21 protein-coding genes are annotated in these 26,012 nt (G+C 70.9%); 20 read left to right on the top strand and 1 reads right to left on the bottom strand.

The annotated features are described in order from the left end of the window. The first annotated feature begins 4 nt into the window (after positions 1 to 4). Complete coding sequence (locus AB0O11_RS29730; RefSeq protein WP_363393089.1) at positions 5 to 2,119, top strand: ATP-dependent DNA helicase; 2,115 nt, start codon at positions 5 to 7, stop codon at positions 2,117 to 2,119. Between the two features lie 175 nt (positions 2,120 to 2,294). Here the strand turns inward: AB0O11_RS29730 and lexA are convergent, their stop codons facing one another. Then, positions 2,295 to 3,176, bottom strand: a complete 882-nt coding sequence (lexA, locus tag AB0O11_RS29725) for a transcriptional repressor LexA (protein WP_363393086.1) — start codon at positions 3,174 to 3,176, stop codon at positions 2,295 to 2,297. A gap of 342 nt (positions 3,177 to 3,518) precedes the next feature. Between lexA and nrdR the strand changes: the two genes are divergently transcribed. The 19 genes from nrdR (at position 3,519) to AB0O11_RS29630 (ending at position 25,964) form a co-directional block, all read left to right on the top strand. Beyond that, positions 3,519 to 4,019 carry a transcriptional regulator NrdR gene (nrdR, locus tag AB0O11_RS29720; protein WP_224281042.1) on the top strand — a complete coding sequence of 167 codons (501 nt, stop codon included), beginning with the start codon at positions 3,519 to 3,521 and terminating at the stop codon, positions 4,017 to 4,019. A 207-nt stretch (positions 4,020 to 4,226) separates the two neighbouring features. Continuing rightward, a complete protein-coding gene (locus AB0O11_RS29715; RefSeq protein WP_363393082.1) occupies positions 4,227 to 7,112 on the top strand; it encodes a vitamin B12-dependent ribonucleotide reductase in 2,886 nt (961 codons plus the stop codon). A gap of 156 nt (positions 7,113 to 7,268) precedes the next feature. Further along, on the top strand, positions 7,269 to 8,393 hold the full coding sequence (locus tag AB0O11_RS29710; protein ID WP_363393079.1) for a tyrosine-type recombinase/integrase: 1,125 nt from the start codon (positions 7,269 to 7,271) through the stop codon (positions 8,391 to 8,393). Beyond that, a complete protein-coding gene (locus tag AB0O11_RS29705; protein ID WP_363393076.1) occupies positions 8,393 to 8,713 on the top strand; it encodes a helix-turn-helix transcriptional regulator in 321 nt (106 codons plus the stop codon). The genes AB0O11_RS29710 and AB0O11_RS29705 overlap by 1 nt, the downstream gene beginning before the upstream one ends. 1,214 nt (positions 8,714 to 9,927) lie before the next feature. Further along, complete coding sequence (locus AB0O11_RS29700; protein WP_363393073.1) at positions 9,928 to 11,013, top strand: hypothetical protein; 1,086 nt, start codon at positions 9,928 to 9,930, stop codon at positions 11,011 to 11,013. A 250-nt stretch (positions 11,014 to 11,263) separates the two neighbouring features. Continuing rightward, on the top strand, positions 11,264 to 12,385 hold the full coding sequence (locus AB0O11_RS29695; RefSeq protein WP_363393070.1) for a hypothetical protein: 1,122 nt from the start codon (positions 11,264 to 11,266) through the stop codon (positions 12,383 to 12,385). Between the two features lie 203 nt (positions 12,386 to 12,588). Beyond that, positions 12,589 to 13,353: an NAD(P)H-binding protein gene (locus AB0O11_RS29690; RefSeq protein ID WP_363393193.1), complete on the top strand. Its 765-nt coding sequence runs from the start codon at positions 12,589 to 12,591 to the stop codon at positions 13,351 to 13,353. Positions 13,354 to 13,411: 58 nt separating this feature from the next. Then, entirely contained in the window at positions 13,412 to 13,648 is a 237-nt protein-coding gene (locus AB0O11_RS29685; RefSeq protein WP_363393067.1) for an RNA polymerase subunit sigma-70, read from the top strand. 3 nt (positions 13,649 to 13,651) lie between these two features. Beyond that, positions 13,652 to 14,230 (top strand): Clp protease N-terminal domain-containing protein, encoded by a 579-nt coding sequence (locus AB0O11_RS29680; RefSeq protein WP_363393064.1) that lies wholly within the window; start codon positions 13,652 to 13,654, stop codon positions 14,228 to 14,230. Between the two features lie 263 nt (positions 14,231 to 14,493). Continuing rightward, on the top strand, positions 14,494 to 16,236 hold the full coding sequence (locus AB0O11_RS29675; protein WP_363393061.1) for an ATP-binding protein: 1,743 nt from the start codon (positions 14,494 to 14,496) through the stop codon (positions 16,234 to 16,236). Beyond that, positions 16,236 to 16,673: a roadblock/LC7 domain-containing protein gene (locus AB0O11_RS29670; protein WP_224283070.1), complete on the top strand. Its 438-nt coding sequence runs from the start codon at positions 16,236 to 16,238 to the stop codon at positions 16,671 to 16,673. Before AB0O11_RS29675 ends, AB0O11_RS29670 begins: the two co-directional genes overlap by 1 nt. Next, entirely contained in the window at positions 16,670 to 17,038 is a 369-nt protein-coding gene (locus AB0O11_RS29665; protein ID WP_363393058.1) for a DUF742 domain-containing protein, read from the top strand. The genes AB0O11_RS29670 and AB0O11_RS29665 overlap by 4 nt, the downstream gene beginning before the upstream one ends. After that, positions 17,019 to 17,750, top strand: coding sequence for an ATP/GTP-binding protein (locus tag AB0O11_RS29660; RefSeq protein ID WP_363393055.1), 732 nt, complete (start codon positions 17,019 to 17,021; stop codon positions 17,748 to 17,750). The genes AB0O11_RS29665 and AB0O11_RS29660 overlap by 20 nt, the downstream gene beginning before the upstream one ends. Further along, positions 17,747 to 18,991 carry a cytochrome P450 gene (locus AB0O11_RS29655; protein WP_363393053.1) on the top strand — a complete coding sequence of 415 codons (1,245 nt, stop codon included), beginning with the start codon at positions 17,747 to 17,749 and terminating at the stop codon, positions 18,989 to 18,991. The genes AB0O11_RS29660 and AB0O11_RS29655 overlap by 4 nt, the downstream gene beginning before the upstream one ends. 35 nt (positions 18,992 to 19,026) lie before the next feature. After that, positions 19,027 to 20,241, top strand: coding sequence for a cytochrome P450 (locus AB0O11_RS29650; RefSeq protein WP_363393050.1), 1,215 nt, complete (start codon positions 19,027 to 19,029; stop codon positions 20,239 to 20,241). 282 nt (positions 20,242 to 20,523) lie between these two features. Next, positions 20,524 to 21,912 (top strand): ABC transporter substrate-binding protein, encoded by a 1,389-nt coding sequence (locus AB0O11_RS29645; RefSeq protein WP_363393047.1) that lies wholly within the window; start codon positions 20,524 to 20,526, stop codon positions 21,910 to 21,912. Positions 21,913 to 22,108: 196 nt separating this feature from the next. Next, complete coding sequence (locus AB0O11_RS29640; protein WP_363393044.1) at positions 22,109 to 23,161, top strand: sugar ABC transporter permease; 1,053 nt, start codon at positions 22,109 to 22,111, stop codon at positions 23,159 to 23,161. Positions 23,162 to 23,187: 26 nt separating this feature from the next. Further along, the gene (locus AB0O11_RS29635) at positions 23,188 to 24,078 is read left to right on the top strand and encodes a carbohydrate ABC transporter permease (RefSeq protein WP_363393041.1); all 891 of its coding nucleotides are present in this window, start codon (positions 23,188 to 23,190) and stop codon (positions 24,076 to 24,078) included. A 284-nt stretch (positions 24,079 to 24,362) separates the two neighbouring features. After that, positions 24,363 to 25,964 (top strand): DUF4173 domain-containing protein, encoded by a 1,602-nt coding sequence (locus AB0O11_RS29630; protein WP_363393038.1) that lies wholly within the window; start codon positions 24,363 to 24,365, stop codon positions 25,962 to 25,964. The last annotated feature ends 48 nt before the right edge of the window (positions 25,965 to 26,012 follow it).

The following is a 26,012-nucleotide window of genomic DNA, read 5'->3' as shown; positions in this document are numbered from 1 at the left end:
GGTCATGACGAACGACTCCGAATCCCAGCCCGCGACGGACCTCGGCGACGAGGCCGAGGAAGCCGTCGCCGTCCCGCGCTCGCGGATCCCCGAACTGCTGCACGCCGCGGTGGCGGCCGTCGGCGGCGTGGAGCGCCCCGGCCAGGTCCGGATGGCCGAGGCGGTCGCCGACGCCGTCGACCACGGCGAGCACCTGCTCGTCCAGGCCGGCACCGGCACCGGGAAGTCCCTGGCCTATCTGGTGCCCGCGCTCGCCCACGGCGATCGCGTGGTGGTCGCCACCGCCACGCTGGCGCTGCAACGCCAGCTGGTGGAGCGGGACTTGCCGCGCACCGTCGAGGCGCTGCACCCGGTGCTGCGCCGCCGCCCGCTGTTCGCGATGCTCAAGGGCCGCTCCAACTACCTGTGCCTGCACCGGGCCAACGAGGGCACCCCGAGCGACGAGGGCGAGGGCCTGTTCGACCCGGTGGACGCGCTCGGCGGGCCCACCGGGAAGCTCGGGCAGGACGTGCTGCGGCTGCGCGACTGGGCCGAGGAAACCGACACCGGGGACCGCGACGACCTCAGCCCCGGTGTCTCCGACAAGGCCTGGGCCCAGCTGTCGGTCACCTCCAAGGAGTGCCTGGGCGCCACCCGCTGCCCGTACGGGCAGGAGTGCTTCGCGGAGAAGGCGCGGGAGCGGGCCAAGCTGGCGGACGTCGTGGTCACCAACCACGCGATGCTCGCGATCGACGCGATCGAGGGCGCGCCGGTGCTGCCCGAGCACGGGCTGCTGATCGTGGACGAGGCGCACGAGCTGGTCAACCGGGTCACCGGCGCGGCCACCGCCGAGCTGACCGTCGGCGCGGTCAACCGGGCGGTGAAGCGGGCCGCGCGGCTGGCCAACGAGAAGGCGGTGGACCTGCTCCAGGCCGCCGCCGAGAACTATCACGGCCTGATGGAGACGGCCCAGCCCGGCCGGGTCGAGGAGCTGCCCGAGTACCTGGCGTACGCGGTCACCGCGATCCGGGACGCCGCCCGCCAGGTGATCACCTCGCTGGGCGAGACCAGGGACAAGGGGCTCAGCGACGAGGACGCCGTCCGCAAGCAGGCGATGGCCTCGGCCGAGGCGCTGCACGAGACCGCCGAGCGGCTGCTGGAGGACTCCGAGTACGACGTGGTCTGGATCGAGCGCAGCGACCGCTACGGGCTGGGCACCGCCTCGCTGCGGGTCGCCCCGCTGAGCGTCTCCGGGCTGCTGCGCGAGGGGCTGTACAAGGAGCGCTCGGTCGTCCTCACCTCGGCCACGCTCAAGCTCGGCGGGGACTTCAACGGCGTCGCCGCCTCGGTCGGCCTGTCCTCCGAGACGCGGCTGCCGGACATCCGCACCGCCGGGGACAACCCGGAGGCCGGCCCGGCCTTCGGCGAGGACGCGGTGCCGTACTGGCGCGGGATCGACGTCGGCTCCCCGTTCAAGTACCCCAAGCAGGGCATCCTGTACGTCGCCAAGCACCTGGCCGACCCCGGGCGCGATCCCGAACGGCCGGACATGCTGGACGAGTTGGCCGAACTGATCGGCGCGGCCGGCGGGCGGACGCTGGGCCTGTTCTCCTCGATGCGAGGCGCCCAGACGGCCGCCGAGGCGATGCGCGAGCGGCTGGACCACCGCGTCCTGCTCCAGGGCGAGGACACCCTGGGCGAGTTGATCCGGGAGTTCGCCTCGGACGCGACCACCTGCCTGTTCGGCACGCTCTCGCTCTGGCAGGGCGTGGACGTGCCCGGCTCGGCCTGCCAGCTGGTCGTGATGGACCGGATCCCCTTCCCCCGGCCGGACGACCCGCTGATGAGCGCCCGGCAGAAGGACGTCGAACAGCGCGGCGGGAACGGCTTCATGGCCGTCGCGGCGACGCATGCGGCGCTGCTGATGGCGCAGGGCGCGGGCCGGCTGGTGCGCGCGGCCGACGACCGGGGTGTGGTTGCGGTGCTGGACCCGCGGGTGGAGACCAAGCGGTACGGGAGCTTCTTCCGCTCCTCGATGCCGGAGTTCTGGTACACCACGGACCGCAACCAGGTGCGCCGCTCGCTGGCGGCGATCGACGCCTCGGCGGCGCCGGTGCGGCCGGTGGTGAAGCGGGGCTGAGCGCCCCGGCCCCGGGTGCTCAGCCCCGGGGCCGAAGACGCCGGAGGGGCTCCCCGCATGCGCGGTGGAGCCCCTTCCCGGTGCGCGCGTGTCCGCCGAGTGCCCGGGGCGGCGCAGGACCGCGACCGAGTGCCCAGAGGCGGCGCAGAAGTGCCCAGAAGTGGCGCAGAAGCGTTCAGAGCCTGCGCAGGACCGCGACGACCTTGCCCAGGATGGTCGCGTTGTCGCCGTTGATCGGCTCGTACGCCGGGTTGTGCGGCATCAGCCAGATCCGGCCGTCCTCGCGCTTGAGTCGCTTGACGGTGGCCTCGCCGTCGATCATCGCGGCCACGATGTCGCCGTTCTCGGCGACCGGCTGGCGGCGCACGGTGACCCAGTCGCCGTCGCAGATGGCCGCCTCGATCATCGAGTCGCCGCGCACGGTGAGCGCGAACAGCTCGCCCTCGCCGACCAGCTGGCGGGGCAGCGGGAAGACGTCCTCGACCGTCTGCTCGGCCAGGATCGGCCCGCCGGCGGCGATCCGGCCGACCAGCGGGACGTAGGAGGTGGACGGGCGGCCGGCCGTCTCGGCGGTGTTCGGACGGGCCACCTCGACGCCGCGGACCTCGTAGGCGCGCGGGCGGTGCGGATCCCGGCGCAGGAAGCCCTTGCGCTCCAGGGCCATCAGCTGGTGGGCGACCGAGGAGGTGCTGGACAGGCCGACGGCCTGGCCGATCTCGCGCATGGACGGCGGGTAGCCGCGGCGCTGGACGGAATCCCGGATGACCTCGATCACCCGGCGCTGGCGCTCGGTGAGACCGGCCTCGTCGGTGCGGATGCCGGGGGGGCGGCCGGGCATCGCGCGGGCGGGGGAGGGGTGGGCGTCGTCCAGGGCGGCGGAGTGTTCGATCGGCTGGTCGGGAACGCGGGTCGCCCCGGAAAGGGCCGCGCCGGAGAGGCGGTGGTCTTCGCTACGGTCCATGCTGATGTCCACACCCTGCTGATTCGTGGTGCGCTGCCCCACCTTGAACTGGGAGTGTTCCTGCACCGGGATGGTGTTGCTTTCGATCGTGTTCACGGCGGCCCCTCTCGACGGCTGTCCTCTCCCTTTTCCAGCCCAACGCGCCTCCTATCGAAAGGTTGCGCCAAACACACGTTCGAGTGAATTATTCGGGAGTTGACTGACTCGATCAAGGCTTTGTTGTACATCGAGTAAATGTTCGAGCGAAACTCGACCCCGGCAGTCTAATCGGCACCGACACGCCAGGGTGCTCACCTCCCCCAGAGGCCTAGATGTAGTGGCTACAGTCCTCTCCGTGCCCAGTACTAGTGGTCGCCCTGCATGATCAGCTTGCCGAGGCCGGGGGCGCATCGCATAGACTCGACTGGTCCGAACGTTCTGCCAGGGAGGGATCCCGAGGTGCACTGCCCCTTCTGCCGGCACTCCGACAGTCGTGTTGTCGACAGCCGGACCACCGAGGACGGCAGCTGCATCCGCCGTCGTCGGCAGTGCCCGGACTGCGGCCGCCGCTTCACCACGGTGGAGACGGCCGCGCTGATGGTCATCAAGCGCAGCGGCGTCACCGAGCCGTTCTCCCGGCAGAAGGTCATCACCGGCGTCCGCAAGGCCTGTCAGGGCCGTCCGGTCACCGAGGACGCGCTGGCCCAGCTCGGCCAGCGGGTCGAGGAGTGCGTGCGTGCCAGCGGCAACGCCGAGCTGACCACCCACGACGTGGGGCTCGCCATACTCGGCCCGCTCAAGGAGCTCGACGTGGTCGCGTACCTGCGCTTCGCCAGCGTGTACCAGGCGTACGACGGACTGGAAGACTTCGAGGCCGCCATCGCGGAACTCCGCGCCGAGCAGCCCCGCACCCCCGAGGCGGACGACACCTGCGTGTCCGTCTCCGCCGCCGCGCCCTAGAAGGGTCCGGTACCGGGCCCCGGGCGGGCCCCGTCGCACCACCATGGCCCCGCGGGGCCCACGCATGCCCGAAAACGGGGCACAGAACACTACAAACCGTGCGTAAGCAGGCAAGGTCTCCGCCTGCCCGCACACCGGAAGAACGAACCAGCAGTGCCCGGACTTTTCGGGGCACTTCGGGCGTTTGCCCAGGAGGAGGAGCGAGAAGTGACAGACACCACGAGCGGTTCCGCACGCGGGTCGAAGTCCGAGAAGGCCGCGGCCAAGGGCGCCAAGGCCCCGAAGGGCGGTCTCCGGATGGAGCGCATCTACACCACTCCTGGCGTGCATCCGTACGACGAGGTCCGCTGGGAGCGGCGCGACGTCGTGATGACCAACTGGCGCGACGGGTCGATCAACTTCGAGCAGCGCGGTGTCGAGTTCCCCGACTTCTGGTCGGTCAACGCCGTCAACATCGTCACGTCCAAGTACTTCCGCGGCGCCGTCGGCACCCCGCAGCGCGAGTGGAGCCTCAAGCAGATCATCGACCGCGTGGTGCTCACCTACCGCGCCGCCGGCGAGAAGCACGGCTACTTCGCCGGCAAGGACGACGCCGAGATCTTCGAGCACGAGCTGACCCACGCCCTCCTCCACCAGGTGTTCAGCTTCAACTCGCCGGTCTGGTTCAACGTCGGCACCAAGCAGCCCCAGCAGGTCAGCGCCTGCTTCATCCTGTCCGTCGACGACTCCATGGAGTCGATCCTCGACTGGTACAAGGAAGAGGGCATGATCTTCAAGGGCGGCTCCGGCGCCGGCCTCAACCTCTCCCGGATCCGCTCCTCCAAGGAGCTGCTCTCCTCCGGCGGCAACGCCTCCGGCCCGGTCTCCTTCATGCGCGGCGCCGACGCCTCGGCCGGCACCATCAAGTCCGGTGGCGCCACCCGCCGCGCGGCCAAGATGGTCGTGCTCGACGTGGACCACCCGGACGTCGAGGCCTTCATCGAGACCAAGGTGAAGGAGGAGGAGAAGATCCGCGCCCTGCGTGACGCGGGCTTCGACATGGACCTCGGCGGGGACGACATCACCTCCGTCCAGTACCAGAACGCCAACAACTCGGTCCGCGTCAACGACGAATTCATGACCGCCGTCGAGAACGGCACCGAATTCGGCCTGCGCGCCCGGATGACCGGCGAGGTCATCGAGACCGTCGACGCGAAGAAGCTGTTCCGCAAGATGGCCGAAGCCGCCTGGGCCTGCGCGGACCCCGGAATCCAGTACGACACCACCATCAACCACTGGCACACCTGCCCGGAGTCCGGCCGCATCAACGCGTCCAACCCCTGCTCCGAGTACATGCACCTGGACAACTCCAGCTGCAACCTCGCCTCGCTGAACCTGATGAAGTTCCTGCGCGACGACGACTCGTTCGACGCCGCGGCCTTCGCCAAGGTCGTCGAGCTGGTCATCACCGCGATGGACATCTCCATCTGCTTCGCGGACTTCCCCACCGAGAAGATCGGCGAGACCACCCGCGCCTTCCGCCAGCTCGGCATCGGCTACGCCAACCTCGGCGCCCTGCTGATGGCCACCGGCCACGCCTACGACAGCGAGGGCGGCCGCGCCCTGGCCGGCGCCATCACCTCGCTGATGACCGGCACCGCCTACCGCCGCGGCGCCGAACTCGCCGGCGTGGTCGGCCCGTACGACGGCTACGCCCGCAACGCGGCCCCGCACCAGCAGGTCATGAAGCAGCACGCGGACGCCTCGCTGGACGCCGTCTCCCACGACGACCTGGACGCCCCGGTCTGGCTGGCCGCCAACAAGACCTGGCAGGACGTGCTGCGCATCGGCGCACAGAACGGTTTCCGCAACGCCCAGGCCTCGGTGCTCGCCCCGACCGGCACCATCGGCCTGATGATGGACTGCGACACCACCGGCGTCGAGCCCGACCTGGCCCTGGTCAAGTTCAAGAAGCTGGTCGGCGGCGGCTCGATGCAGATCGTCAACGGCACCGTCCCGCGCGCCCTCAAGCGCCTCGGCTACCAGGACGAGCAGATCGAGGCGATCGTCGCCCACATCGCCGAGCACGGCAACGTGCTGGACGCCCCGGGCCTGAAGCCCGAGCACTACGAGGTGTTCGACTGCGCGATGGGCGAGCGCGTCATCTCGGCCATGGGCCACGTGCGGATGATGGCCGCGATCCAGCCGTGGATCTCCGGTGCCATCTCCAAGACCGTGAACATGCCCGAGTCCGCCACGGTCGAGGAGATCGAGGAGATCTACTTCGAGGCGTGGAAGATGGGCGTCAAGGCACTCGCCATCTACCGCGACAACTGCAAGGTCGGCCAGCCGCTCTCGGCCAAGAAGAAGGACTCCGAGGAGAAGGCCGAGCAGGCCGAGGCTCCCGCCGCGGTCGAGAAGGTGGTCGAGTACCGCCCGGTGCGCAAGCGCCTCCCCAAGGGCCGTCCGGGCATCACCACCTCCTTCACGGTCGGTGGCGCCGAGGGCTACATGACCGCGAACTCCTACCCGGACGACGGTCTGGGCGAGGTCTTCCTGAAGATGTCCAAGCAGGGCTCGACCCTCGCGGGCATGATGGACGCCTTCTCCATCGCCGTCTCGGTCGGCCTCCAGTACGGCGTGCCGCTGGAGACCTACGTCGCGAAGTTCACCAACATGCGCTTCGAGCCGGCCGGTCTGACCGACGACCCGGACGTGCGGATGGCGCAGTCGATCGTCGACTACATCTTCCGCCGCCTGGCGCTCGACTTCCTGCCGTTCGAGACCCGCTCGGCGCTCGGCATCCACTCCGTCGAGGAGCGCCAGCGCCACCTGGAGACGGGCTCGTACGAGCCGCTGGAGGCCGAGGAGCTCGACACCGAGTCGCTCGCCCAGTCCGCCCCGGTCGCCGCCAAGCCGGCCCCGGTTCCGGCTCCGGCCGTCGAGGCGCCAAAGGCGGCCCCGAAGCAGGCCCACAACTCCACGGAGCTGATGGAGATCCAGCTCGGCCTCAACGCCGACGCCCCGCTCTGCTTCTCCTGCGGCACCAAGATGCGCCGCGCCGGCAGCTGCTACCTCTGCGAGGGCTGCGGCTCCACCAGCGGCTGCAGCTGATTTTGGGCCAAGTTGCGCCGGATGCAACATTCGACCTAGTCGGCACAAGTAGCTGACCTGCAGGTCGCGAAGGGGATCGGCCATCGGTCGATCCCCTTCGTTGCGCCTGTGACCTGGGCGGCGTAACCGATGCAGTGATGTTGCGTTAGATGCATCGTGAGTCGAGTAGCCGAACTGCCCGGTGCCGCACACCTGGTGCTCGCCGACGGAGTCGTTCATTTGGACCCGGCGAGTGCGGTGCTGGAGGCGATGCTTGAGGGGTGGGTGTGTCAGCAGCGCACCCGATTCCTGAGTGAGGAAGGGACGATCCAGCCGCGGGTGTCACTGGTGCGGCGGATGGTGGCCTTCAGTAACGACTACCCGTGGAACTGGATGCCGGCCGACGGCGAGGCGTTCATCGCGCATCTGCGGTCGCCGAACCGCAAGAAGCCGATCGTCATGTCGACCGGCCGCGGTTACGAGACCAACCTGGCGCTGTTCATGGGCTTCATCACTGACCGCCGGTACGGATGGGCGGCTGAGTGCCAGCAGAGATTCGGCCAGGTCCCGCAGCAGATCTTCACCGAGGACAACCGGGTCACTCACGTCCTTGAGCACGAGGGACAGCCGGGCCGGCGACCGCTCACCTACGACGAAGTGCAGGCCCTCTTTGACGCGGTCGACGGCCGCGTGGAGAACGTACGGGCCCGCGGGCGCAAAGGTGCATTGACCGCACTGCGAGACGCGGCTCTGCTCAAGACCGTCTATGCATTCGGCCTGCGCCGCAACGAGACCCGGATGCTCGACCTCCCCGACCGGCGCCGGCAGCCGAAGATCCCGCAGTATGGAGAGTACGGCGGGCTGTTCGTCCGCTACGGCAAGGCATCCAAGGGCAGTCCACCAAAGCGCCGCACTGTCCTCACGGTCCATGAAATGGACTGGATCGTTGAGGTGCTCGATCACTGGGTGAGCGAAGTGCGCCCGGCCTTCAGCCCCGGTCGCCTGGCGGCCCTGTTCGTAACCGAGCGGGCCAGCCGCATGTCGCTCCGCGGCCTCAACACGGCGTTCGAGCATGCAAGGAAGGCGGCGGGACTGCCCGAAGAACTCGATTTGCATGCTCTAAGGCATAGCTACGTGACGCACCTCGTAGAGTTCGGTTACCCCGAGAAGTTCGTGTCCTTGCAGGTCGGACACGAATACGCCAGCACGACGGCGATCTACACCGGCGTCTCGGACGAGTTCCGAACCCGCCTGGTACTCAACGCGCTCAGGAGCCGCCACTCCGACCTCTGGGAGAACTGATGATCAAGAAGATGGGCATCAGCTGGAACCTGCGCAAACTGATGGCCACCCGTGACATGTTCCAGACCACCGACCTCGTTCCCCTGCTCGCCGAGCGCGGAGTCCACCTCTCCCGTGAACAGGTCTTCCGGCTGGTCACCCAGCCCCCACAACGCCTGTCCATGGACACCCTGGCCGCACTCTGCGACATCCTGGAGTGCACCCCGAACGACCTGATCGATGTCCAGATCGTCAATATGCAGGCGGTCAAAGCCGTTGGGGACGATGTCCGCCCGCTTCCCCAGGCACGGCGGACCACGATCCGGCGACCTGGCCAGTGAACCGGGCAAGGCTCCGTTCCGAGGAACGGCAAGGGCGTCGAGATCGGGTCATCGCCGCACTGTCCGCCGCCTTCCCGGCCCTCGACCCGAAGGTCGTCAGGACCGTGCTGGAATCGGCCCGTGCCGATCGAGGCATCGGTCTGAAGGACCTCGATGACCACCTTCGAGAGCGTCCGGAGGCACTCTCCTCGGGCAGTTCACGATGCCCGGCCGCGGTCGTACGCCTCGCCCGAGCCCTGCACGAGGCCGATTGCCTCGGTGTGGTCCTGCCTGGATGCTCGAACTGCCGCCGAACCAGCGTCGCTCTGCCCCGCTACGGCCCGGAGGGCCGACTCTGCCAGGCATGCAGCGCGAAGAGCTCCGAAAACCAGAAGCCATGCGCCCGCTGCGGGAGGACGGGCCGCATTGCTGCACGTCGCGACGGCGGCGGTATCTGTTTCAACTGCTACCGCACCGACGCTCAGGTCATCGAAGAGTGTGCGAGATGCGGAGACACCCGAGTCCCTGCCACCCGCCTTTTGGATGGCAGACCGCTCTGCCCCCGTTGCTGGAAGCCACCGCTCCACCCCTGCTCGGCCTGCGGAAAGATCGCAAAGGCCCACTCCCGGGGCCCTACCGGAATCCTCTGCACCACTTGCTATCCGAAGCACGCCCAACCGCGCCGGACTTGCGGCAAGTGCGGCAGGGACGTGCCGATCAACACCCGTGCCACCGAGACCAGCCCAGATCTCTGCCGGAGCTGCAAAACGCCGCCGCTGGCCCTGTGTTCAGTCTGTGGGCGTGTCCGTCCGTGTCCTACAGACACCGAAGATCAGCATGTCTGCCGGGCATGTCGGCCCCGCCCAACCCAGCCGTGCTCGTTCTGCGGACAGGACCAGCCCGTCCACGCGCAGTGGCCCCGAGGCCCAGTCTGTGACGTGTGCTATGACCGAACCCTCGATGAGCTCGAACAGTGTCCTCTATGCGAAACCCTGCAGCCCCTGATCGCCTACAGCGAGGCCGGTGAGAAGATCTGCGGCCCTTGCTTCGGGCTGCCCGGCCTCTACACCTGTCGTGACTGCGGACGCGGAGGACGATGCTACGCCGACGGGCGCTGTCCGAACTGTGTGCTGAGCCAGCGACTTGAAGAGCACCTGTCTGGGCCCAACGGTCACATCTCCGATCAACTTCGCCCAGTCTTCGACGCACTCACTGCAGCCGGTGACGCACGTGGCGTGCTCTCCTGGCTCCAACACAGCCCAAACGCACGGCTCCTGGGAAAACTCGCCGCCGAGGGAGCACAACTCAGCCATGACCTGCTCGATCAGCTGCCGCCCAGCCGCCATGAACTCCAAGTCCGCAACATCCTCGTGCACTCCGGGGTCCTGCCCGAGCGCCACGAGGACCTGGACCGCATCCCCGCATGGCTCGACCAACTACTGACGGGCAGGACCCCGCAGCACGCTCGGCTCATCCGTCCGTTCGTGCACTGGTCCGTACTGAAACGAGCCCGCCGCCGAGCCATCCGCCGTCAGGAACCGTCGATGGCTGGATATCATCTGCGCACCCGAATCCGGGTCGCCCTGGAGTTCCTGACCTGGCTGGATGAGCAGAAACTGTCGCTCGGTGACCTCACCCAGCACGATCTCGACCGATGGCTGGCCGACGGCAATACCCGCCACTACACCATCCGATATTTCCTCGGTTGGGCGGCGGCCCGAGGTCTTGCCCACGATGTCACCGTTCCCGCCATCGCCTGGGGAGGACCCGCGGACATCCTCAACGAAGACGACCGCTGGGATCAGCTCAAGCGCTGCCTGAACGAGATCTCCATGCCGCTGGACGTGCGAGTTGCAGGGGCGATGATGTTGCTGTTCGGCCTGCCTATGTCGCGGGTTCTGCACCTCCGCGCCGAGCATATGCACCAACAAGACGGCGATACCTACCTCGACATCGGGAAGCCCGCACTAATCGTCCCACCCAAGCTCGCCGTGCTCCTGCACCAGCTCGTCGAGACACCCGTTCGCCAGGCCTTCGTCGCAGGCAACAACTCCGGGCCGGGATGGCTCTTCCCCGGCCTGCTGCCCAGCCGACCCGTCACACCCAGCTACTTCAACCACAAGCTCACTTCCCAAGGGATCAACGTCAGGCCTGCCCGCAACGGAGCCCTCGTTGCCCTGGCTGCCGACATCCCGTCCCCAGTCCTCGCCGACCTTCTTGGCCTGCACATCACCACGGTCGTCCGCTGGGCCGGCATTGCCAGAAGGGACTGGACGGACTACCTCGTTGCCCGCGCGGCGGACGATGAGGAGGCGCGTTGAGGTGGAGAGGGTTCAGGGAAGACTGCACCATCCCAATAAAGGCACTGCCCCAGGATTCTCGGGCAAGCCAGGGGGTGAAGCAGCTGGTCAGGGCGGTGGAGCTGAGTCCCGGCTCCATCGCCCTCGGCCTTGGTCACGTCAGCCAGTTGTGTCTGATGCAACTGGATCCCTACGAAAGAGGCTTGTGTGGCGGGTGCCGTGATGGCAGGCTCAGGGGCATGATCAAGAGAATCGAGTCCTCCGTCCGCCGATGAGCGAGACGACCGGGACAGGGCTGCCCGGATCACCGACAACACTGTTCGACCACGCGCTCCGGCTACATCAGCTGGCTCCAGGGGAGCCGCTTCCGCGCGACGGGGAACCGTATCCCGACGACGGGTTGCATCGTGGGCGACAAGGCCCGAAGGCACCTGAGGACCGGCACTGGGTCGGCAAGGACGCGGCGCTCATCCTGAACGCGCATTTCGCGCGGACCTCTGCCCTTCCCAGCGAACTGGCCGACGCCTTCCACGACGTCTACATCCCTATTCACTACAACGAGCACATCGCCGCTGCAGCTGAGCAGGCGGACCGAGACCGCGTTCGCCGAACGGGCCGCTGGCTGGTCCGCTACGGGACCGATCGGTGCTCGGTCACCGTTGGGCTTGCCCTGCTCGCTTCCGTGGGATCAGATGACGACATCCCCCTAATCCAGACGATCGGGCTGCTGTCCAACCGCTTTGGGCCACTGGCTGCGCACGCTTTCGAGAGTCAGCCAGAAGGAGTCGAGGCTCTGCTCTGGCTTGCCGAGCGAGTGACCGGGTGGGGACGCGTCTATGTCGTGGAAGCTCTCTGCAGACTCGACAGTCCAACTGCCCGACCATGGCTGCTTCGCAGAGCCTGTGACGGCGACTTCCTCAACGGCTACTTCGCGGGCAAGGTCGCCACAGTCGTCGGACTGCACGAGGCGCTTTCGGAGTTCGAGCGTGACTGCGAACTGCTGGACCACACAGGCCGGCTGCTACACGTGATGACGTACTGCGGTGGGATGGGAACGACCCTTCGGCACTACCCTCATGCCGCGGCTGTCCTGGAAGCTCACGCCCGACATGTCGGCCGCCTTACACCGACCATCGAGCGCTTCTTCATCGTGGCCGCGCTGGCGCAACACCTCACCATCGAGCCCCCCGAGAACGTCGGCAGCACCGATGCACAGCGCGACACGGTCTTGGCCGCCTACCTCTCGCTCCTTGATCGTGAGGACTGGTGCGAGCTAGCCCGCGCCGGTCTCGCCACGCAGGACAGTCGGCTGGAGTGGCTCGCAGGCTCAGGGGCACCCCAGCTCCACCTGCGGGCGTTCGCAGACCGCGATGCACCCGCCGCCGAGGAATAGCGCACGTCAGGAATAAGTGACCTGCGCCAGTATCGCGTTCGACCCCGGTGGTCACCTCCTGAGGTGAACCCCTGAAGCGGGGCGAGGACCTTCCACGGTCCTCGCCCCGCTTCTTCGCGTTCCCGGGGGTGCCGATGTCACGTCCGGGGGCGGTGTCCGGTCGACAGGGGCGACGGGTTCTTCCGAGAAGGGGTGGTGCGGTGATGGGAACGGTGCTGGTGACCGGGGCGACGGGGACGCTGGGGCGGGAGGTGGTGCGGCTGCTGGTGGCGCGCGGGGTGGCGGTGCGGGGGTTGAGCCGGCGGGTGCGGGACGGGGGTGGCGGGGTCGAGTGGGTGGTCGGGGACCTGGTGAGCGGGGCCGGGATCGCGGAGGCGACGGCCGGGGTCGAGGTGGTGGTGGACTGTGCGACCACCCAGCGGAAGGCGGACCTGGCCGGGGTCCGGACGCTGGTGGCGCGGGCCCGGGAAGCCGGGGTGCGGCACCTGGTGTACGTGTCGATCGTCGGGATCGACCGGGTGCCGATCGCGTACTACCGGACGAAGCTCGCCTGTGAGCGGGCGGTGCGGGAGTCGGGGCTGGGCTGGACGGTGCTGCGGGCGACGCAGTTCCACGACCTGGTGCTGAAGTTCTTCGACGCCTCCGCCCGGCTGCCGGTCTTCCCGGTGCCGAGCGGGTCGGCGTTCCAGCCGGTGGACGTGCGGGAGGTGGCCGCGGCGGTCGCGGACCTGGCGGGGGAGGAGCCGGCCGGCTTCGCGCCGGAGGTGGGCGGCCCGCAGGTGCGCTCGTACCGGGAGCTGGCCGAGGCCTACCTTCGGGCGGCCGGCAAGCGCCGACTGCTGCTGCCGCTGCGCCTGCCGGGAGCGGCCGCCCGGGGCCTGCGGGCGGGCGGCAACCTGGCACCGGATCGGGCGGTGGGCCGGGGGACCTTCGAGGAGGCGCTGGAGCGGCGGTTCGGAGACCGCTGAGGTACGCGACTGTCAACCAGGGTTGACACCCGCGGAAGTGTCAACCAGAGTTGACGGCATGAGTGAGAGCGGAGAACTCGCGGCTGCGGCGAGCAGCCGTGACCCCGCCGTGGGGCTCCGGGCGGTCCGCGCGCTGCGCGATCTGGCGGACCGCCTGGAGGGCCTGCAGGTGGGCAACGCCCGGTCGCAGGGCTGGTCCTGGCAGGACATCGCGGTCTGCCTCGGGGTGACCAGGCAGGCGGTGCACAAGAAGTACGCCCGACGCGGGTCCGGCAAGGACGAGGACGGAGGCTGAGCGATGTTCGAGCGTTTCACCGACACGGCGCGGCAGGCTGTGGTCACGGCCCAGCAGGAGGCGAGGGAACTGCAGCACGGGCACGTCGGGACGGAGCACCTGCTGCTGGCGGTCGTCGGCGCGCCCGGCGACCCGGCGGCCGCCGTCCTGATCGAGGCGGGCCTGGACCGGGAGACGGTGCGGCGGGCGGTTGCCCGGGCGCTCGGGCCGGAGGAGGACGCGGTCGCGCTCGCCTCGATCGGGGTCGACCTGGGTGCGGTGCGCGAGGCCGTCGAGTCGGTGTTCGGCAAGGGGGCGCTGGATGCGCCCACCGAGGAGGGGCCGAGGCGGCGCGGCTGGTTCCGGTCGGAGACGAAGCCGGGACGGAGCCCGTTCACGGCCCGGGCGAAGAAGGCGCTGGAGCTGTCGCTGCGCGAGTCGCTGCGGCTGAAGTCGGGTGAGATCGCGGTGGGCCACCTGCTGCTCGGGGTGCTGCGCGAGGGCGAGGGGCGCGGGGCGCGGGTGATCTCCGAGCACGGGCTGGACCCGGACGCCGTGCGACGGGCGGTCGAAGAGGCGCTGGGACGGGTGCCCCGGGCGTGAAGCGCGGTACTCGGGTGGGCGTCGTCGGCGTCGCCGAGTGGTGTGGGCGGCGTGAAAGAAGGAGATTGGCCGTCAACTGGCCGCTTGAGGCCCATGTCTGAATCGATATGATCGGCCGATAGCGCGAACCGAACAGGCGCCCGGAGACGTTTCGCTACGTCGCCGGGCGGTCTGGTATGCGCCCGACCAGCTGTCGGCGGCCGCAACCGTCGCCGACCCGCCGCCCGCGCCGCCGCCCGCCGACGTTGCCGAGGACCGCACCGATGAGAGAAGCCACCAGCCCTGACGGCCGATCGCGCAGACGGCCCGCGCCGCGCACCGTCGCCCTGACCGCGGCCGCCGTCCTGCTGGCGCTGGTCGCCGCGCCGGTCGGCATCAGCCGGGCGTTCGGCGCGCACCAGCCGCTCACCGCCCTCGCCGTGGGCGCCGTCACGGTGCTCTGGCTGATCGCCGTCGGCCTCGCGGCGACCGGTGCCGAGCGCACCCGCGGGCTGACCGAGGACCTGGCCGCGCAGCACGAGGAGACCCGGGCCGCACTGGTCGCCGCGGGCAAGGCCCGGCAGGCCGAGACGGCCGCCGCCGACCGCGCGGCCGCGGCGCTCGCCGAGCGGGACGCCGCCCGCGCCGAGCGGGCCAGGGCCGAGGCGGACGTCACCACCGCGCACGCCGAGCTGGCCCGGCTGCGGGCCGAACTCGACGCCGAGCGGGCCGGGGCGGAGACGGAGCGGACCCGGGCCGAGGCCGAACGCGCCGAGCTGGCCCGGATCGCCGAGGGCGTGCTGCCCGAGGTGGTGAAGAAGCTGCGGGCCGGCGCGGCGGTGGACAGCGCGCTGTCCGCCCACCGCAAGCACCCCCAGTACGCGCTGCTGCGCGCCGTCGGGGAGGAGATCGGCCGCGGCGAGCGGCTGCGGGCCGCCGCGCTCGCGGTCTCCGCGACCGCCGCCGGACGGGTGCAGGCGCTGGCCACGAGCATGCACGCCGAGTTGCGCGAGATGCAGCACCGGCACGACGAGGAGGTCCTCGGAGACCTGCTGAGCCTGGACCACTCGACCGCCCAGGCGGGCCGGATGGCCGACAGCATCGCGGTGCTCACCGGTGCCCGCTCGGGCCGCCGCTGGGCCAAACCGATCGCGGTGGAGTCGGTGCTGCGCGGCGCACTCGGCCGGATCGGCGCCTACCAGCGGGTGCGGCTGCACAACGCCAGCAGCGCCGCGGTCGCCGGGTACGCGGCCGAGGGCGTGATGCACGCGCTGGCCGAACTGCTGGACAACGCCACCAACTTCTCCGCCCCGCCGGCCGAGGTGCACGTCTACGTCGAGGAGGTGCCCGCCGGGCTGGTGGTCACCGTCGAGGACAGCGGGCTGGGCCTGAGCGACAGCTGGCTGCGCCGGGCCGAGCGGGCCGTCTCCGCCGAGCCGTTGGACCTCACCACGCTCTCCGCCGGTACCCGGCTGGGGCTCGCGGTGGTCGGCGTGCTGGCGCGCAAGTACGGGCTGCAGATCTCCTTCCGGCCGTCGGCGCGCGGCGGCACCGGGGTGGTGATGCTGATCCCGCAGCAGCTGGTCACGCACCCGGTACCGGCCGCCACCCCGGCGCCGGTCCAGGTGTCCGTCCCGGCGCAGGCGCCGCCCGCGGAGACCGCGCGCCCCGCGCTCACCCCGGCGCGCTCCGCACCCGCCTCCCTGCCTCCGGCGCCCCCCGCGCAGCGGACCCCTTCCGGGGCACAGCCCGCCACCGCGCCCGCCCTGCCGGCCGCGCCGGCCCGGATGACCGACAGCGGCCTGCCGCAGCGCCGCCGAGGGCAGACGCTGGCCACCACCGTCCCCGCGACGGACCGGACCGCGAAGCCCGTCCGCAGCGACGGGGTGAGCGCGGCCGCCCGGTTCGGCGCGTTCCGCCGGGCCGCCGCCCGTCCCGTGGCGGCCGAGCAGCCCCCCGCCGGGGCGCCGACCACGGACCCCGACACCATGACCGACGCTTCCCCCGTCACCCAGAAGGAAACCTGATGAGCAGCGCCACCGACCGCGACCTCGACTGGCTGTTGGAGAACCTGCTGGCGGCGACCCCCGGCACCCGGCACGCCCTGGTTCTCTCCGCCGACGGCCTCAAGCTCTGCCACACCGCCGGACTGAGCACCGACCAGGCCGATCAGCTGGCCGCCATCGCCTCCGGCCTCCAGAGCCTGGCGCACGGGGCCTCGATCGAGTTCGGCGACGGCAGCGGCGGCGTGCGCCAGTCGATGACCGAGTTCCACGGCGGCATCCTGTGCATCGTGGCGGCCGGCGAGGGCGCGCACCTGGCGGTGGTCACGGACGACGACGCGGACGTCGGCGTGGTCGGCCACAACATGCACGGCCTGATCGAGCAGATCGGGGTCCACCTCAGCGCGCCCGCCCGGGGCGGGGAAGGCGAGGCCGCCGCGCAAGAGAGCGCGACGATATGAACGCCGGGCCGGTGCTGCCGGGCCGCGATGACGATCCGGACCGCCTCTACACCATCACCCGGGGCCGCAGCCGGGCTCCGGAGAACGCCTTCGACCTGGTCACCCTGATCGTCGCCGAGCGGGAGCCGGCGCCCGGGATGCAGTCGGAGCACGCCCGGATCCTGCGGATGTGCGAGGCCCCGACCGCGGTCGTGGAGGTGGCGGCGGAGCTGGCGCTGCCCGTCTCGGTGGTGAAGATCCTGCTCGGCGACCTGCTGGAGTCCGGAGCGGTCACCGCCCGTCACCCCCGGTTCGCGCCGAACAAGGCCCGGCTGCCCGACCTCGACACGCTGAAGCAGGTGCTGCATGGCCTCCAACAGCTCTGACGTCCGGCCCGCCGGCGCGCGCACCCCGCTGCGGTCGACCGCCGACAACGCGCTGAAGATCGTCGTGGTCGGCGGCTTCGGCGTCGGCAAGACCACGCTGGTCGGCTCGGTCAGCGAGATCCGCCCGCTGAACACCGAAGAGGTGATGACCAAGGCGGGCGAGGGCATCGACCCGGCCGGCACCTGGGGCAAGCGCTCCACGACGGTCGCCTTCGACTTCGGCCGGATCACCCTCTCCGAGCGCCAGGTGCTGTACCTGTTCGGCGCGCCCGGACAGGAGCGCTTCTGGTTCCTCTGGGACAGGCTGTTCAGCGGCGCCCTGGGCGCGGTCGTCCTGGTGGACACCCGGCGGCTGGAGGACTCCTGGTACGCGATCGACCGGCTGGAGCACCACGGCACGCCGTTCATCGTGGCCCGCAACAACTTCGGCGAGCCGAGCCACACCCTGGAGCAGGTCCGCGAGGCGCTCGACCTGCCGGCCGAGGTGCCGCTGGTGGACTGCGACGCGCGCGACCGCGAGTCCGGCAAGCGGGTGCTGATCGCCCTGGTCCACCACCTGGCGGCCCTGGCCGGGGCCGACGAGGCCGCCCTGGCCACCGTTGCCGGTGAGGCCGTCCCGGCCACCGCTGCCGGGGACGACGAGGCAGCCCCGGCCGGGGAGCCCGCCCCGGCGGGGCCCCGCACCGCGATCTACGAGGAGAGCACCCCGTGACCGAGCCCGCCGCCACCCCGCCCCCGGGCTGCCCGGCGCACGCCGGCGCCACGCCGCTGTACGGGCCGCGCTTCCAGACCGACCCGTCCCAGCTCTACCGCGAGCTGCGCGCCGCGCACGGCCCGGTCGCCCCGGTCGAGCTGGCCGGCGGGGTGCCCGCCTGGCTGGTCATCGGCTACCGCGAACTCCAGCAGGTGACCGGGCAGCCGCAGCTGTTCGGCCGTGACTCCAGCCGCTGGCACGCCTGGGCGACGCTGCCCGCCGACTGGCCGCTGAAGCCGATGATGGCGCCCGTCCCCTCGATCCTCTACGCCGAGGGCGAGGAGCACGTCCGGCGCTCGCTCGCGGTCACCGACGCGCTGGCCGGGATCGACCCGTACGAGCTGCGCAAGCATGCCGAGGAGATCGCCGACGGGCTGATCGACGAGTTCGCCGGGCGCGGTGAGGCCGATCTGGTGGCCGAGTACGCGCACCGGATGCCGCTGCTGGTGCTGTGCCGGGTGCTCGGCCTGGACGAGGAGCAGGCGCCGCAGCTGATCGCGGCACTGCTGGCGATGATGGACGGCGGCCCGGACGCACCGACCGGTGCCCAGCGGCTGCTGGAGCTGATGTCCGCGCTGGTCGAGGAGAAGGCCGAGCACCCGGGCGCCGACATCGCCTCGCGGATGCTGGCGCACCCGGCCGGGCTGACCCACGACGAGGTGATGCGCGACCTGCGGGTGCTGCTGATCGCCGGCCACCAGCCGACCTCGTACTGGATCTCCAACGCGCTGCGGCTGATGCTCACCGACGAGCGGTTCGCCGCCTCGCTGGCCGGCGGCCGGCGCAGCATCAGCCAGGCGCTGAACGAGGCGCTCTGGGAGGACACCCCGACCCAGATCTTCGCCGGCCGCTGGGCGGTCCGCGACACCCAGCTGGGCGGCCAGCGGATCGGCGAGGGCGACATGGTCCTGCTCGGCTTCGCCGGGGCCAACGCCGACCCGTCGGTGCGGCAGGCGGACGGCCGACCGGCGGAGGGGAACCGGGCGCACATGAGCTACTCGTACGGCGAGCACGGCTGCCCGTTCCCGGCCCAGGAAGCGGCCGAGGTGATCGCCACCACCGCGATCGAGGTGCTGCTCGACCGGCTGCCGGACCTGCGACTGGCGGTGGCCGAGCACGCACTGGTGTGGCGGCCGTCGGCCTGGGTGCGCGGGCTCGTGGCGCTGCCGGCCTCGTTCACCCCGGGCCATCCGGCCTGATCCACCAACACCCGCCGTTCGAAGGAGAGCTGTCGATGACCGCTGCCCCGGCCCGAATCGTCCTCGACCCGCTGGCCCGCGACAACGCGGCCGAGGGCGCGCTGCTGCGGGCCGCCGGCCCGGTGGTGCCGGTCGAGCTGCCCGGCGGGGTCGCCGCCTGGGCGGTGACGCAGCACGCCGCCGCGCGCGACCTGCTGACGGACGCCCGGCTGGTGAAGGACGCCGCGCACTGGGCGGCCTACCAGCGCGGTGAGGTGCCGAAGACCTGGCCGCTGATCGGCCTGGCGGTGCCCGGCCCGAGCATGGTGACCACCGACGGCGCCGAGCACCGCCGGCTGCGGGCGCTGGTCGCGCAGGCCTTCACCCCGCGCCGGGTGGAGCTGATGCGTCCGCGCGTCGAGGAGATCACCCACGCGCTGCTGGACGCCCTGGCGGCGGGTGAGCCGGTGGTGGACCTCAAGACGGACTTCGCCTTCCCGCTGCCGATGACGGTGATCTGCTCGCTGCTGGGTGTGCCGGAGTCGGACCACGGCCTGCTGCGCGACCTGTACGAGCGGTTCTTCGGCATCAAGCCGAACCCGGAGGGCATCCAGGCGACCGTCGCGGGACTGAACGCCTTCGTCAACAGCCTGGTGGCGCAGCGTCGTTCGGCCCCCGGCGAGGACTTGGCGAGCGTGCTGCTGGCGGCCGACACCGAGGGCGGGGCGCTGACCGACGCGGAGGCGGCGGCCACCCTGCGGGTGATCATCGCGGCCGGCCACGAGACCACGGTGAACCTGATCGGCAACGCGGTGCGGGCCTTGCTGACCCATCCGGACCAGCTGGAGCTGGTGCACTCGGGCCAGGTGTCCTGGGACGTTGTGGTGGAGGAGTCACTCCGCTGGACGCCACCGACCAGCAACTTCCTGTTCCGCTTCGCCGCCGAGTCCATTCCGGTCGGCGAGGTGGTGATCCCGGCCGGCGAGCCGGTGCTGGTCTCGTACAACGCGATCGGCCGTGACCCGCTCCAGCACGGGGTGACGGCCGAGGTCTTCGACATCACCCGGGACCCGACCCGCCACCTGTCCTTCGGCCACGGCCCGCACGTCTGCCCGGGCTCCCCGCTGGCCAGGCTGGAGGCGGGGATCGCGCTGCCCGCGCTGTTCGAGCGGTTCCCGGGGCTGTCGCTCGCGGTGCCGGACGCCGAGCTGCGGCCGAGCCCGTCGCTGGTGGTGAACAGCCTGCTGGAGTTGCCGATCCGGCTGTTCTGATCCTCCGTCACGTCACGGCCCCGGCCGGGTTTCCGGTCGGGGCCTTCGGCTTCTGGTGGCGACGGCCCGGAAGCCGCCCGGTCGCGGGTCACGGTCGGGACACCGGCTCGTGAAGGTCGAACGTGGACCTTGGCGGGGGGCGGCGGCTGCGTTAACGTCTTCGATCAGTCCGGCCGCCGTCCGTCCGTGATTCCGTCCGCGGTCCCTTGTGGGCCCATCTCCGGTACAGCGCAATGTCGTTCAGCCCACCGTCGGCAGCATGCCCTGGCGAGGAGAACCGCATTGACCCTCAACCCGACCGCTCCGCATCCGAGTTCCCGCCGTCGCCTGGCCGCCGTGCCCGCCCTGGTGGCGGCGCTGGCTTTGACCGCGGCCTGCTCCAACAGCTCAGGCGGTTCGGGAGGCGGCGGCGGAGGATCGGCCGCCCAGCTGTCCGGTGACTGCGCCAAGTACCAGCCGTACGCCGGGCATTCGGGCACCACCGTGACGATGTTCGCCTCGATCCTGAGCCCGGAGTCGGACAACCTGGAGAAGTCCTGGGCCGAGTTCGGCAAGTGCACCGGGATCAAGATCAGCTACGAGGGCTCGAACGACTTCGAGTCCCAGCTGCCGGTCCGGGTCTCCGGCGGCAACGCGCCGGACTTCGCGATCATCCCGCAGCCGGGCCTGCTGGCGCAGATGGTGAAGAGCGGCAAGGTGGTGAAGCCGCCCGCCCAGACCGTTGCCAACCAGGACAAGTGGAGCCCGATCTGGAAGACCTACGGCTCGGTCAACGGCACCTTCTACGCGGCCCCGATGAGCGCCAACATGAAGTCCCTGGTCTGGTACTCGCCGAAGGCCTTCAAGACGGCCGGCTACGAGGTGCCCAAGACCTGGGCCGACCTGATGGCGCTCAGCGACCGGATCGCCAAGGCGGGCGGTGCCAGGCCGTGGTGCGGCGGCATCGCCTCCGGGACGGCCACCGGCTGGCCGGCCACCGACTGGCTGGAGGAGGTGGTGCTGGGCTCGTACGGCGGCGAGGTGTACGACCAGTGGGTCGGCCACCAGGTGAAGTTCTCCGACCAGAAGATCACCGCCGCGATGAAGACGGTCGCCGACTGGATGCAGAACCCGGCCTGGGTCAACGCGGGCTTCGGTGACGTGAAGTCGATCGCCACCACCACCTTCCAGGACGCGGGCACGCCGATCCTGAGCGGCAAGTGCCTGATGCTCCAGCAGGCCTCGTTCTACGAGGCGCAGTGGCCCAAGGGCACCAAGGTCGGCCCGGACGGGGACGTCTTCGCCTTCCACCTGCCCGCGGTCAACCCGTCGATCGCCAACCCGGTCGAGGGCGGCGGCGAGTTCCTGGCGGCGTTCTCCGGCCGGCCGGAGGTGCAGGCGGTGCAGAACTACCTGTCCAGCTCGGACTGGGCGAGCAGCCGGGTGAAGACCGCGAGCGGCTGGGTGTCGGCCAACCAGGGCGTGGACAAGAGCCTCTACACCGATCCGATCGACAAGCTGTCGGCGGAGGCCCTGACCGACCCGTCGGCGACCTTCCGCTTCGACGGCTCCGACCTGATGCCGGCTGCCGTGGGCGCCGGGCAGGAGTGGAAGTCGCTGACCGCCTGGTTCGCCGAGGGGCAGTCGATCCAGAAGACCGCCGCCGACATCGACGCCGCCTGGCCGCAGTAGAGCCGGGCCGTCGCCCGGCCCGGCCTCGCTCCGGTTCCGGTTGCGGTTCTGGTTCCAGCTTCGGTTCCGGTTCCGGTTCCGGCTTCGGTTCCGCGGCGGGGCCGGGCGCACCGAGGACCACCTGTCGAGGGCGGTGCGGGGCCACCCACCCGCACCGCCCGCCCCCTTCCCACCACGCCCGAAGGGACGCGCAGCCATGTCCGTACCCGGATTCCCGTCACCCGCCGCCGAGTTGGCAGCCGGGAGGCTGGTCACCGAGAGATTGGCGGCCGGCGCCTGGAGCGACGCGGCGGTCAAGTTCGGCAACACCTTCGGCGCCGTCGCGGGCTTCCTGGGCATCCTGCTGGTGGTCTTCCTGGCCGCCGGACGGGCCCGGGGCCGCCTGGCCCGTCCGCTGGCGGTCGCGCTCTTCCTCGGCCCGGCGGTGCTGCTGCTGGCCGTCGGCCTGGTCGTACCGCTGGTCCGCACGGTCTACCTCAGTCTCCAGAACGACGACGGCACCCGGTTCGTCGGTGGCGAGAACTTCGGCTGGGCCTTCACCTCCGACTCGGTGCGGGAGGTGCTGGTCAACACGTTGCTCTGGCTGGTCGTCGTGCCGCTGGTGGCGACCGGGCTGGGACTGGTGCTGGCGCTGCTGGTGGACCGGATGCGCGGCCAGTCGGTGTACAAGTCGCTGATCTTCATGCCGATGGCGATCTCGCTGGTCGGCGCGTCGATCATCTTCAAGTTCGTCTACGAGTCGCGCGGGCCGGGCCAGTCGCAGATCGGCCTGCTCAGCCAACTCGCCGTCACGGTGGGCTGGGACGATCCGCCGAACTGGCTGCTCTCGCAGCCGCTGAACACCTTCCTGCTGATGGCGGTGATGGTCTGGGTGCAGACCGGCTTCGCGATGGTGGTGCTGTCGGCGGCGATCAAGGCGATCCCGGACGAGGTGGTGGAGGCGGCCCGGCTGGACGGCGCGAGCGGGGTGCGGCTGTTCTGGTACGTCACCGTGCCGATGATCCGCACCACGGTGATGGTCGTGCTGACCACCGTCATGCTCATCACCCTGAAGTGCTTCGACATCGTCCGCACCATGACCGGCGGCAACTTCGGCACCCAGGTGCTGGCCAACGAGATGTACTCGCAGTCCTTCGTCCAGTTCAACGCCGGGCGGGGCAGCGCCCTCGCGGTGCTCCTCTTCCTCGCGGTGCTGCCGCTGGTGGCCTACAACATCGTCCAGTTGCGGAAGGAGCGTGAGGTCCGGTGATCGGGACGGACGGTCGGGAGAGGCCGGTGCGGAAGGCCTTCAGCAGCCCACTGGCCTCGGTGTTCGTGATCGCGATGACGGTGCTCTGGACGATCCCGACGCTGGGCCTGCTGGTGACCTCGCTGCGACCCAAGCAGGACGTGACCGCCAGCGGCTGGTGGAACGCCTTCCTCCACCCGGACTTCGGCCTCGGGAACTACCACTCGGTGCTGTTCGAGGGCGGGTCCGGCGTCTCCACCGGCCTGATGCCGTTCCTGGTCAACTCGCTGGCGATCGCCGTCCCGGCGACGGTCTTCCCGCTGGTGCTGGCCGCGATGGCGGCGTACGCGCTGGCCTGGGTGAGGTTCCGGGGGAGCGACGCGGTCTTCTTCACGGTGTTCGCGCTCCAGGTGGTGCCGCTCCAGATGGCGCTGATCCCGCTGCTGCGGCTGTTCGCCGGCGGTGCGCACCTGGGCCCGCTGACGCTGATCCCGGCGGTGGACCTGAAGGGCAGCTACGCGCCGGTCTGGCTGGCGCACACCATGTTCGCGCTGCCGCTGGCGGTGTTCCTGCTGCACAACTTCATCGCCCAGCTGCCGCGCGACCTGATGGAGGCCGCGGTGGTGGACGGCGCCTCGCACTTCAAGATCTTCCGTTCGATCGTGCTGCCGCTGTGCACGCCGGCGCTGGCCTCGTTCGCGATCTTCCAGTTCCTGTGGGTCTGGAACGACCTGCTGGTGGCGCTGACCTTCGCGGGCGGCACACCGGAGGTGGCGCCGATGACGGTGCGCCTGGCGCAGCTGTCCGGCTCGCTCGGCGGGCGCTGGGAACTGCTCACGGCCGGGGCGTTCCTGTCGATCATCGTGCCGCTGATCGTCTTCTTCAGCCTCCAGCGGTACTTCGTCCGGGGGCTGCTGGCCGGGTCGGTGAAGGGGTAGCCGGGGAGCCCTTGGTGGCGAAGGCATTCTGAACGTGTTCAGAATCAATTTTTGAACCTGTTCAGAATGGTCTACAGTCGGCAGCGCCGCGGCGCCGAGCGCGCCCGCAGGCGGACCGCCCGATGGGCGGCTTCCGCATGCCCGCCGACCACTGAGGGGGACTCATGTCAGGTCCGTCCATGCCTGCCTCGTCCGATTCGCCGGGTTCGACCGAGTCGCCCGGTCCCATCGAGCCGCCCGGTCCGACCGGGACGTCAGGCCTGACCGGGACGCCCGGTCCGACCGTGCCGGAGAACCCGTACGACCCGTACGGTCCGTACCGTGCGGCGGGCCCCGGCCCGTGGGGCGTGCCGGGCCCGAACCGGGCGCCCGGCGTGCCGGTGCCCTCGGCCGGTACGTGGCTGCGCCGCAGCGACCCCGAGCGCCGGGCGGCGGCCACCCCCAGGGTCCTCCTGGCGGCCTTGCTCGCCGGCCTGCTGGCGGCCTGGCTGCTCTACGACGGCCTGGGGCCCAACCTGCTGCTGCTCGGCGCCGTCACCGCCGTCGGGGCCGGGATCGCCGCCCGCGCGGCCGGACGCCGGATCCGGCCCTGGACGGCGGTGTGGAGCCTGTGCGCCCTCGCCCTGCTCGTCGTCCCGGCCTGGTGGGATGCCGGCTGGCCGGCGTCGCTGGCCGCCGTCGGCGCGCTCGCGCTGGCCTCGCTGGCCCTGCACGGTGGCCGCCGCTGGCCGGGCGTGCTGTTCCCGCTGCCCGGCATCCTGTGGCAGCTGGTGCCCTCGGCCGTCTGGGTCTGGGAGAGCATGGACCGGCGGCCGCTGCCCGGCCGCGGCCGGATCGTCCCGGTGCTCAAGGCGCTCGCGGTCGCCGCCGTCCTGCTGACCGTCTTCGGCCTGCTGTTCGCCGGCGCCGACGCCGCCATGGCGGACCTGCTGGGCAATCTCAGCCCGGACCTCGACCTCGACCAACTCCCGGGGCGCGGCGCGCTGTTCGTGCTCGGGGCGGTGACCGCGCTGGGCTTCGCGCACACGGCCGCCGGCCCGCGCCGCTGGGACCGTACGGAGATCCGGCCGGGCCGGGAGCGGCGCCGGCTGGAGTGGGCGCTTCCGCTGGTCGCGCTCAACCTGATGTTCGGAGCCTTCGCGGTGATCCAGGCCGTGGTGGTGCTTGGAGGTGCGGACGCCGTGCTCAGCAACACCGGGATGAGCCGCTCCGAGTACGCCCGGCAGGGCTTCTGGCAGCTGAGCGCGATCACCGTGCTGACCCTGGTCGTGGTGACCTTCGCCAAGCGCTGGGCCCCGCGCACCACACCTGCCGATCGCCGGGTGGCGCGGATCCTGCTCGGCCTGCTCTGCGTGCTGGCACTGGGCGTGGTCGCCTCGGCGCTCGGCCGGATGTGGTTCTACGTGGACGCCTCCGGACTGACCCGGCTCCGGCTCTGGGTGCTGGTGGTCGAGGTCTGGCTGGGCGCCGTCTTCCTGCTGCTGATCGCCGCCGGGCTGACCCGCCGCACCGGGTGGCTGCCACGCGCCGTGGTGCTCAGCGGTGCGCTGACCGCCGTGGTGTACGGGCTGATGGGGCCGGACGCGGTCGTCGCCGGGCAGAACGTCGCCCGCTTCGAGCGGTCGCACCAGATCGACCTGCGCAACGTCCGGACCCTGTCCGCGGACGCCGTCCCCGCCCTGGACCGCCTGCCGGAGCCCCAGCGGACCTGCGCGCTCGAACTGATCCGCACCGACCTCGCGGACGACCCCGTGCCCTGGTACGCGAGCAGCCGCTCCGCCGCCCGGGCCCGCGAACTCCTGGCCGCGCGGCCGCTGTCCGACGGCGGGCGCGGGAGCGGGAAGGCCTGCGCCCAGGTGGGACTGCGGTTCGACGGACTCCTCTGAGTGCCGGACGGGCGACGGGCCGGACGGGAGCACACCGCTCCCGTCCGG

It is taken from the genome of Kitasatospora sp. NPDC093102, assembly GCF_040683915.1.
Lineage (GTDB): Bacteria > Actinomycetota > Actinomycetes > Streptomycetales > Streptomycetaceae > Kitasatospora.
The sequence above is the reverse complement of the archived record's forward strand: the minus strand, read 5'-3'. Positions and strand labels throughout refer to the sequence as shown.

What these genes read in the sequence shown, in the direction of transcription:
- AB0O11_RS29690 (WP_363393193.1), top strand. Translation starts at nt 12,589, where the DNA reads ATGGGAACGGTGCTGGTGACCGGGGCGACGGGGACGCTGGGGCGGGAG.
- AB0O11_RS29665 (WP_363393058.1), top strand. Translation starts at nt 16,670, where the DNA reads ATGAACGCCGGGCCGGTGCTGCCGGGCCGCGATGACGATCCGGACCGC.
- AB0O11_RS29695 (WP_363393070.1), top strand. Translation starts at nt 11,264, where the DNA reads ATGAGCGAGACGACCGGGACAGGGCTGCCCGGATCACCGACAACACTG.
- AB0O11_RS29675 (WP_363393061.1), top strand. Translation starts at nt 14,494, where the DNA reads ATGAGAGAAGCCACCAGCCCTGACGGCCGATCGCGCAGACGGCCCGCG.
- AB0O11_RS29670 (WP_224283070.1), top strand. Translation starts at nt 16,236, where the DNA reads ATGAGCAGCGCCACCGACCGCGACCTCGACTGGCTGTTGGAGAACCTG.
- AB0O11_RS29650 (WP_363393050.1), top strand. Translation starts at nt 19,027, where the DNA reads ATGACCGCTGCCCCGGCCCGAATCGTCCTCGACCCGCTGGCCCGCGAC.
- AB0O11_RS29730 (WP_363393089.1), top strand. Translation starts at nt 5, where the DNA reads ATGACGAACGACTCCGAATCCCAGCCCGCGACGGACCTCGGCGACGAG.
- AB0O11_RS29705 (WP_363393076.1), top strand. Translation starts at nt 8,393, where the DNA reads ATGATCAAGAAGATGGGCATCAGCTGGAACCTGCGCAAACTGATGGCC.
- AB0O11_RS29640 (WP_363393044.1), top strand. Translation starts at nt 22,109, where the DNA reads ATGTCCGTACCCGGATTCCCGTCACCCGCCGCCGAGTTGGCAGCCGGG.
- AB0O11_RS29685 (WP_363393067.1), top strand. Translation starts at nt 13,412, where the DNA reads ATGAGTGAGAGCGGAGAACTCGCGGCTGCGGCGAGCAGCCGTGACCCC.
- AB0O11_RS29680 (WP_363393064.1), top strand. Translation starts at nt 13,652, where the DNA reads ATGTTCGAGCGTTTCACCGACACGGCGCGGCAGGCTGTGGTCACGGCC.
- AB0O11_RS29660 (WP_363393055.1), top strand. Translation starts at nt 17,019, where the DNA reads ATGGCCTCCAACAGCTCTGACGTCCGGCCCGCCGGCGCGCGCACCCCG.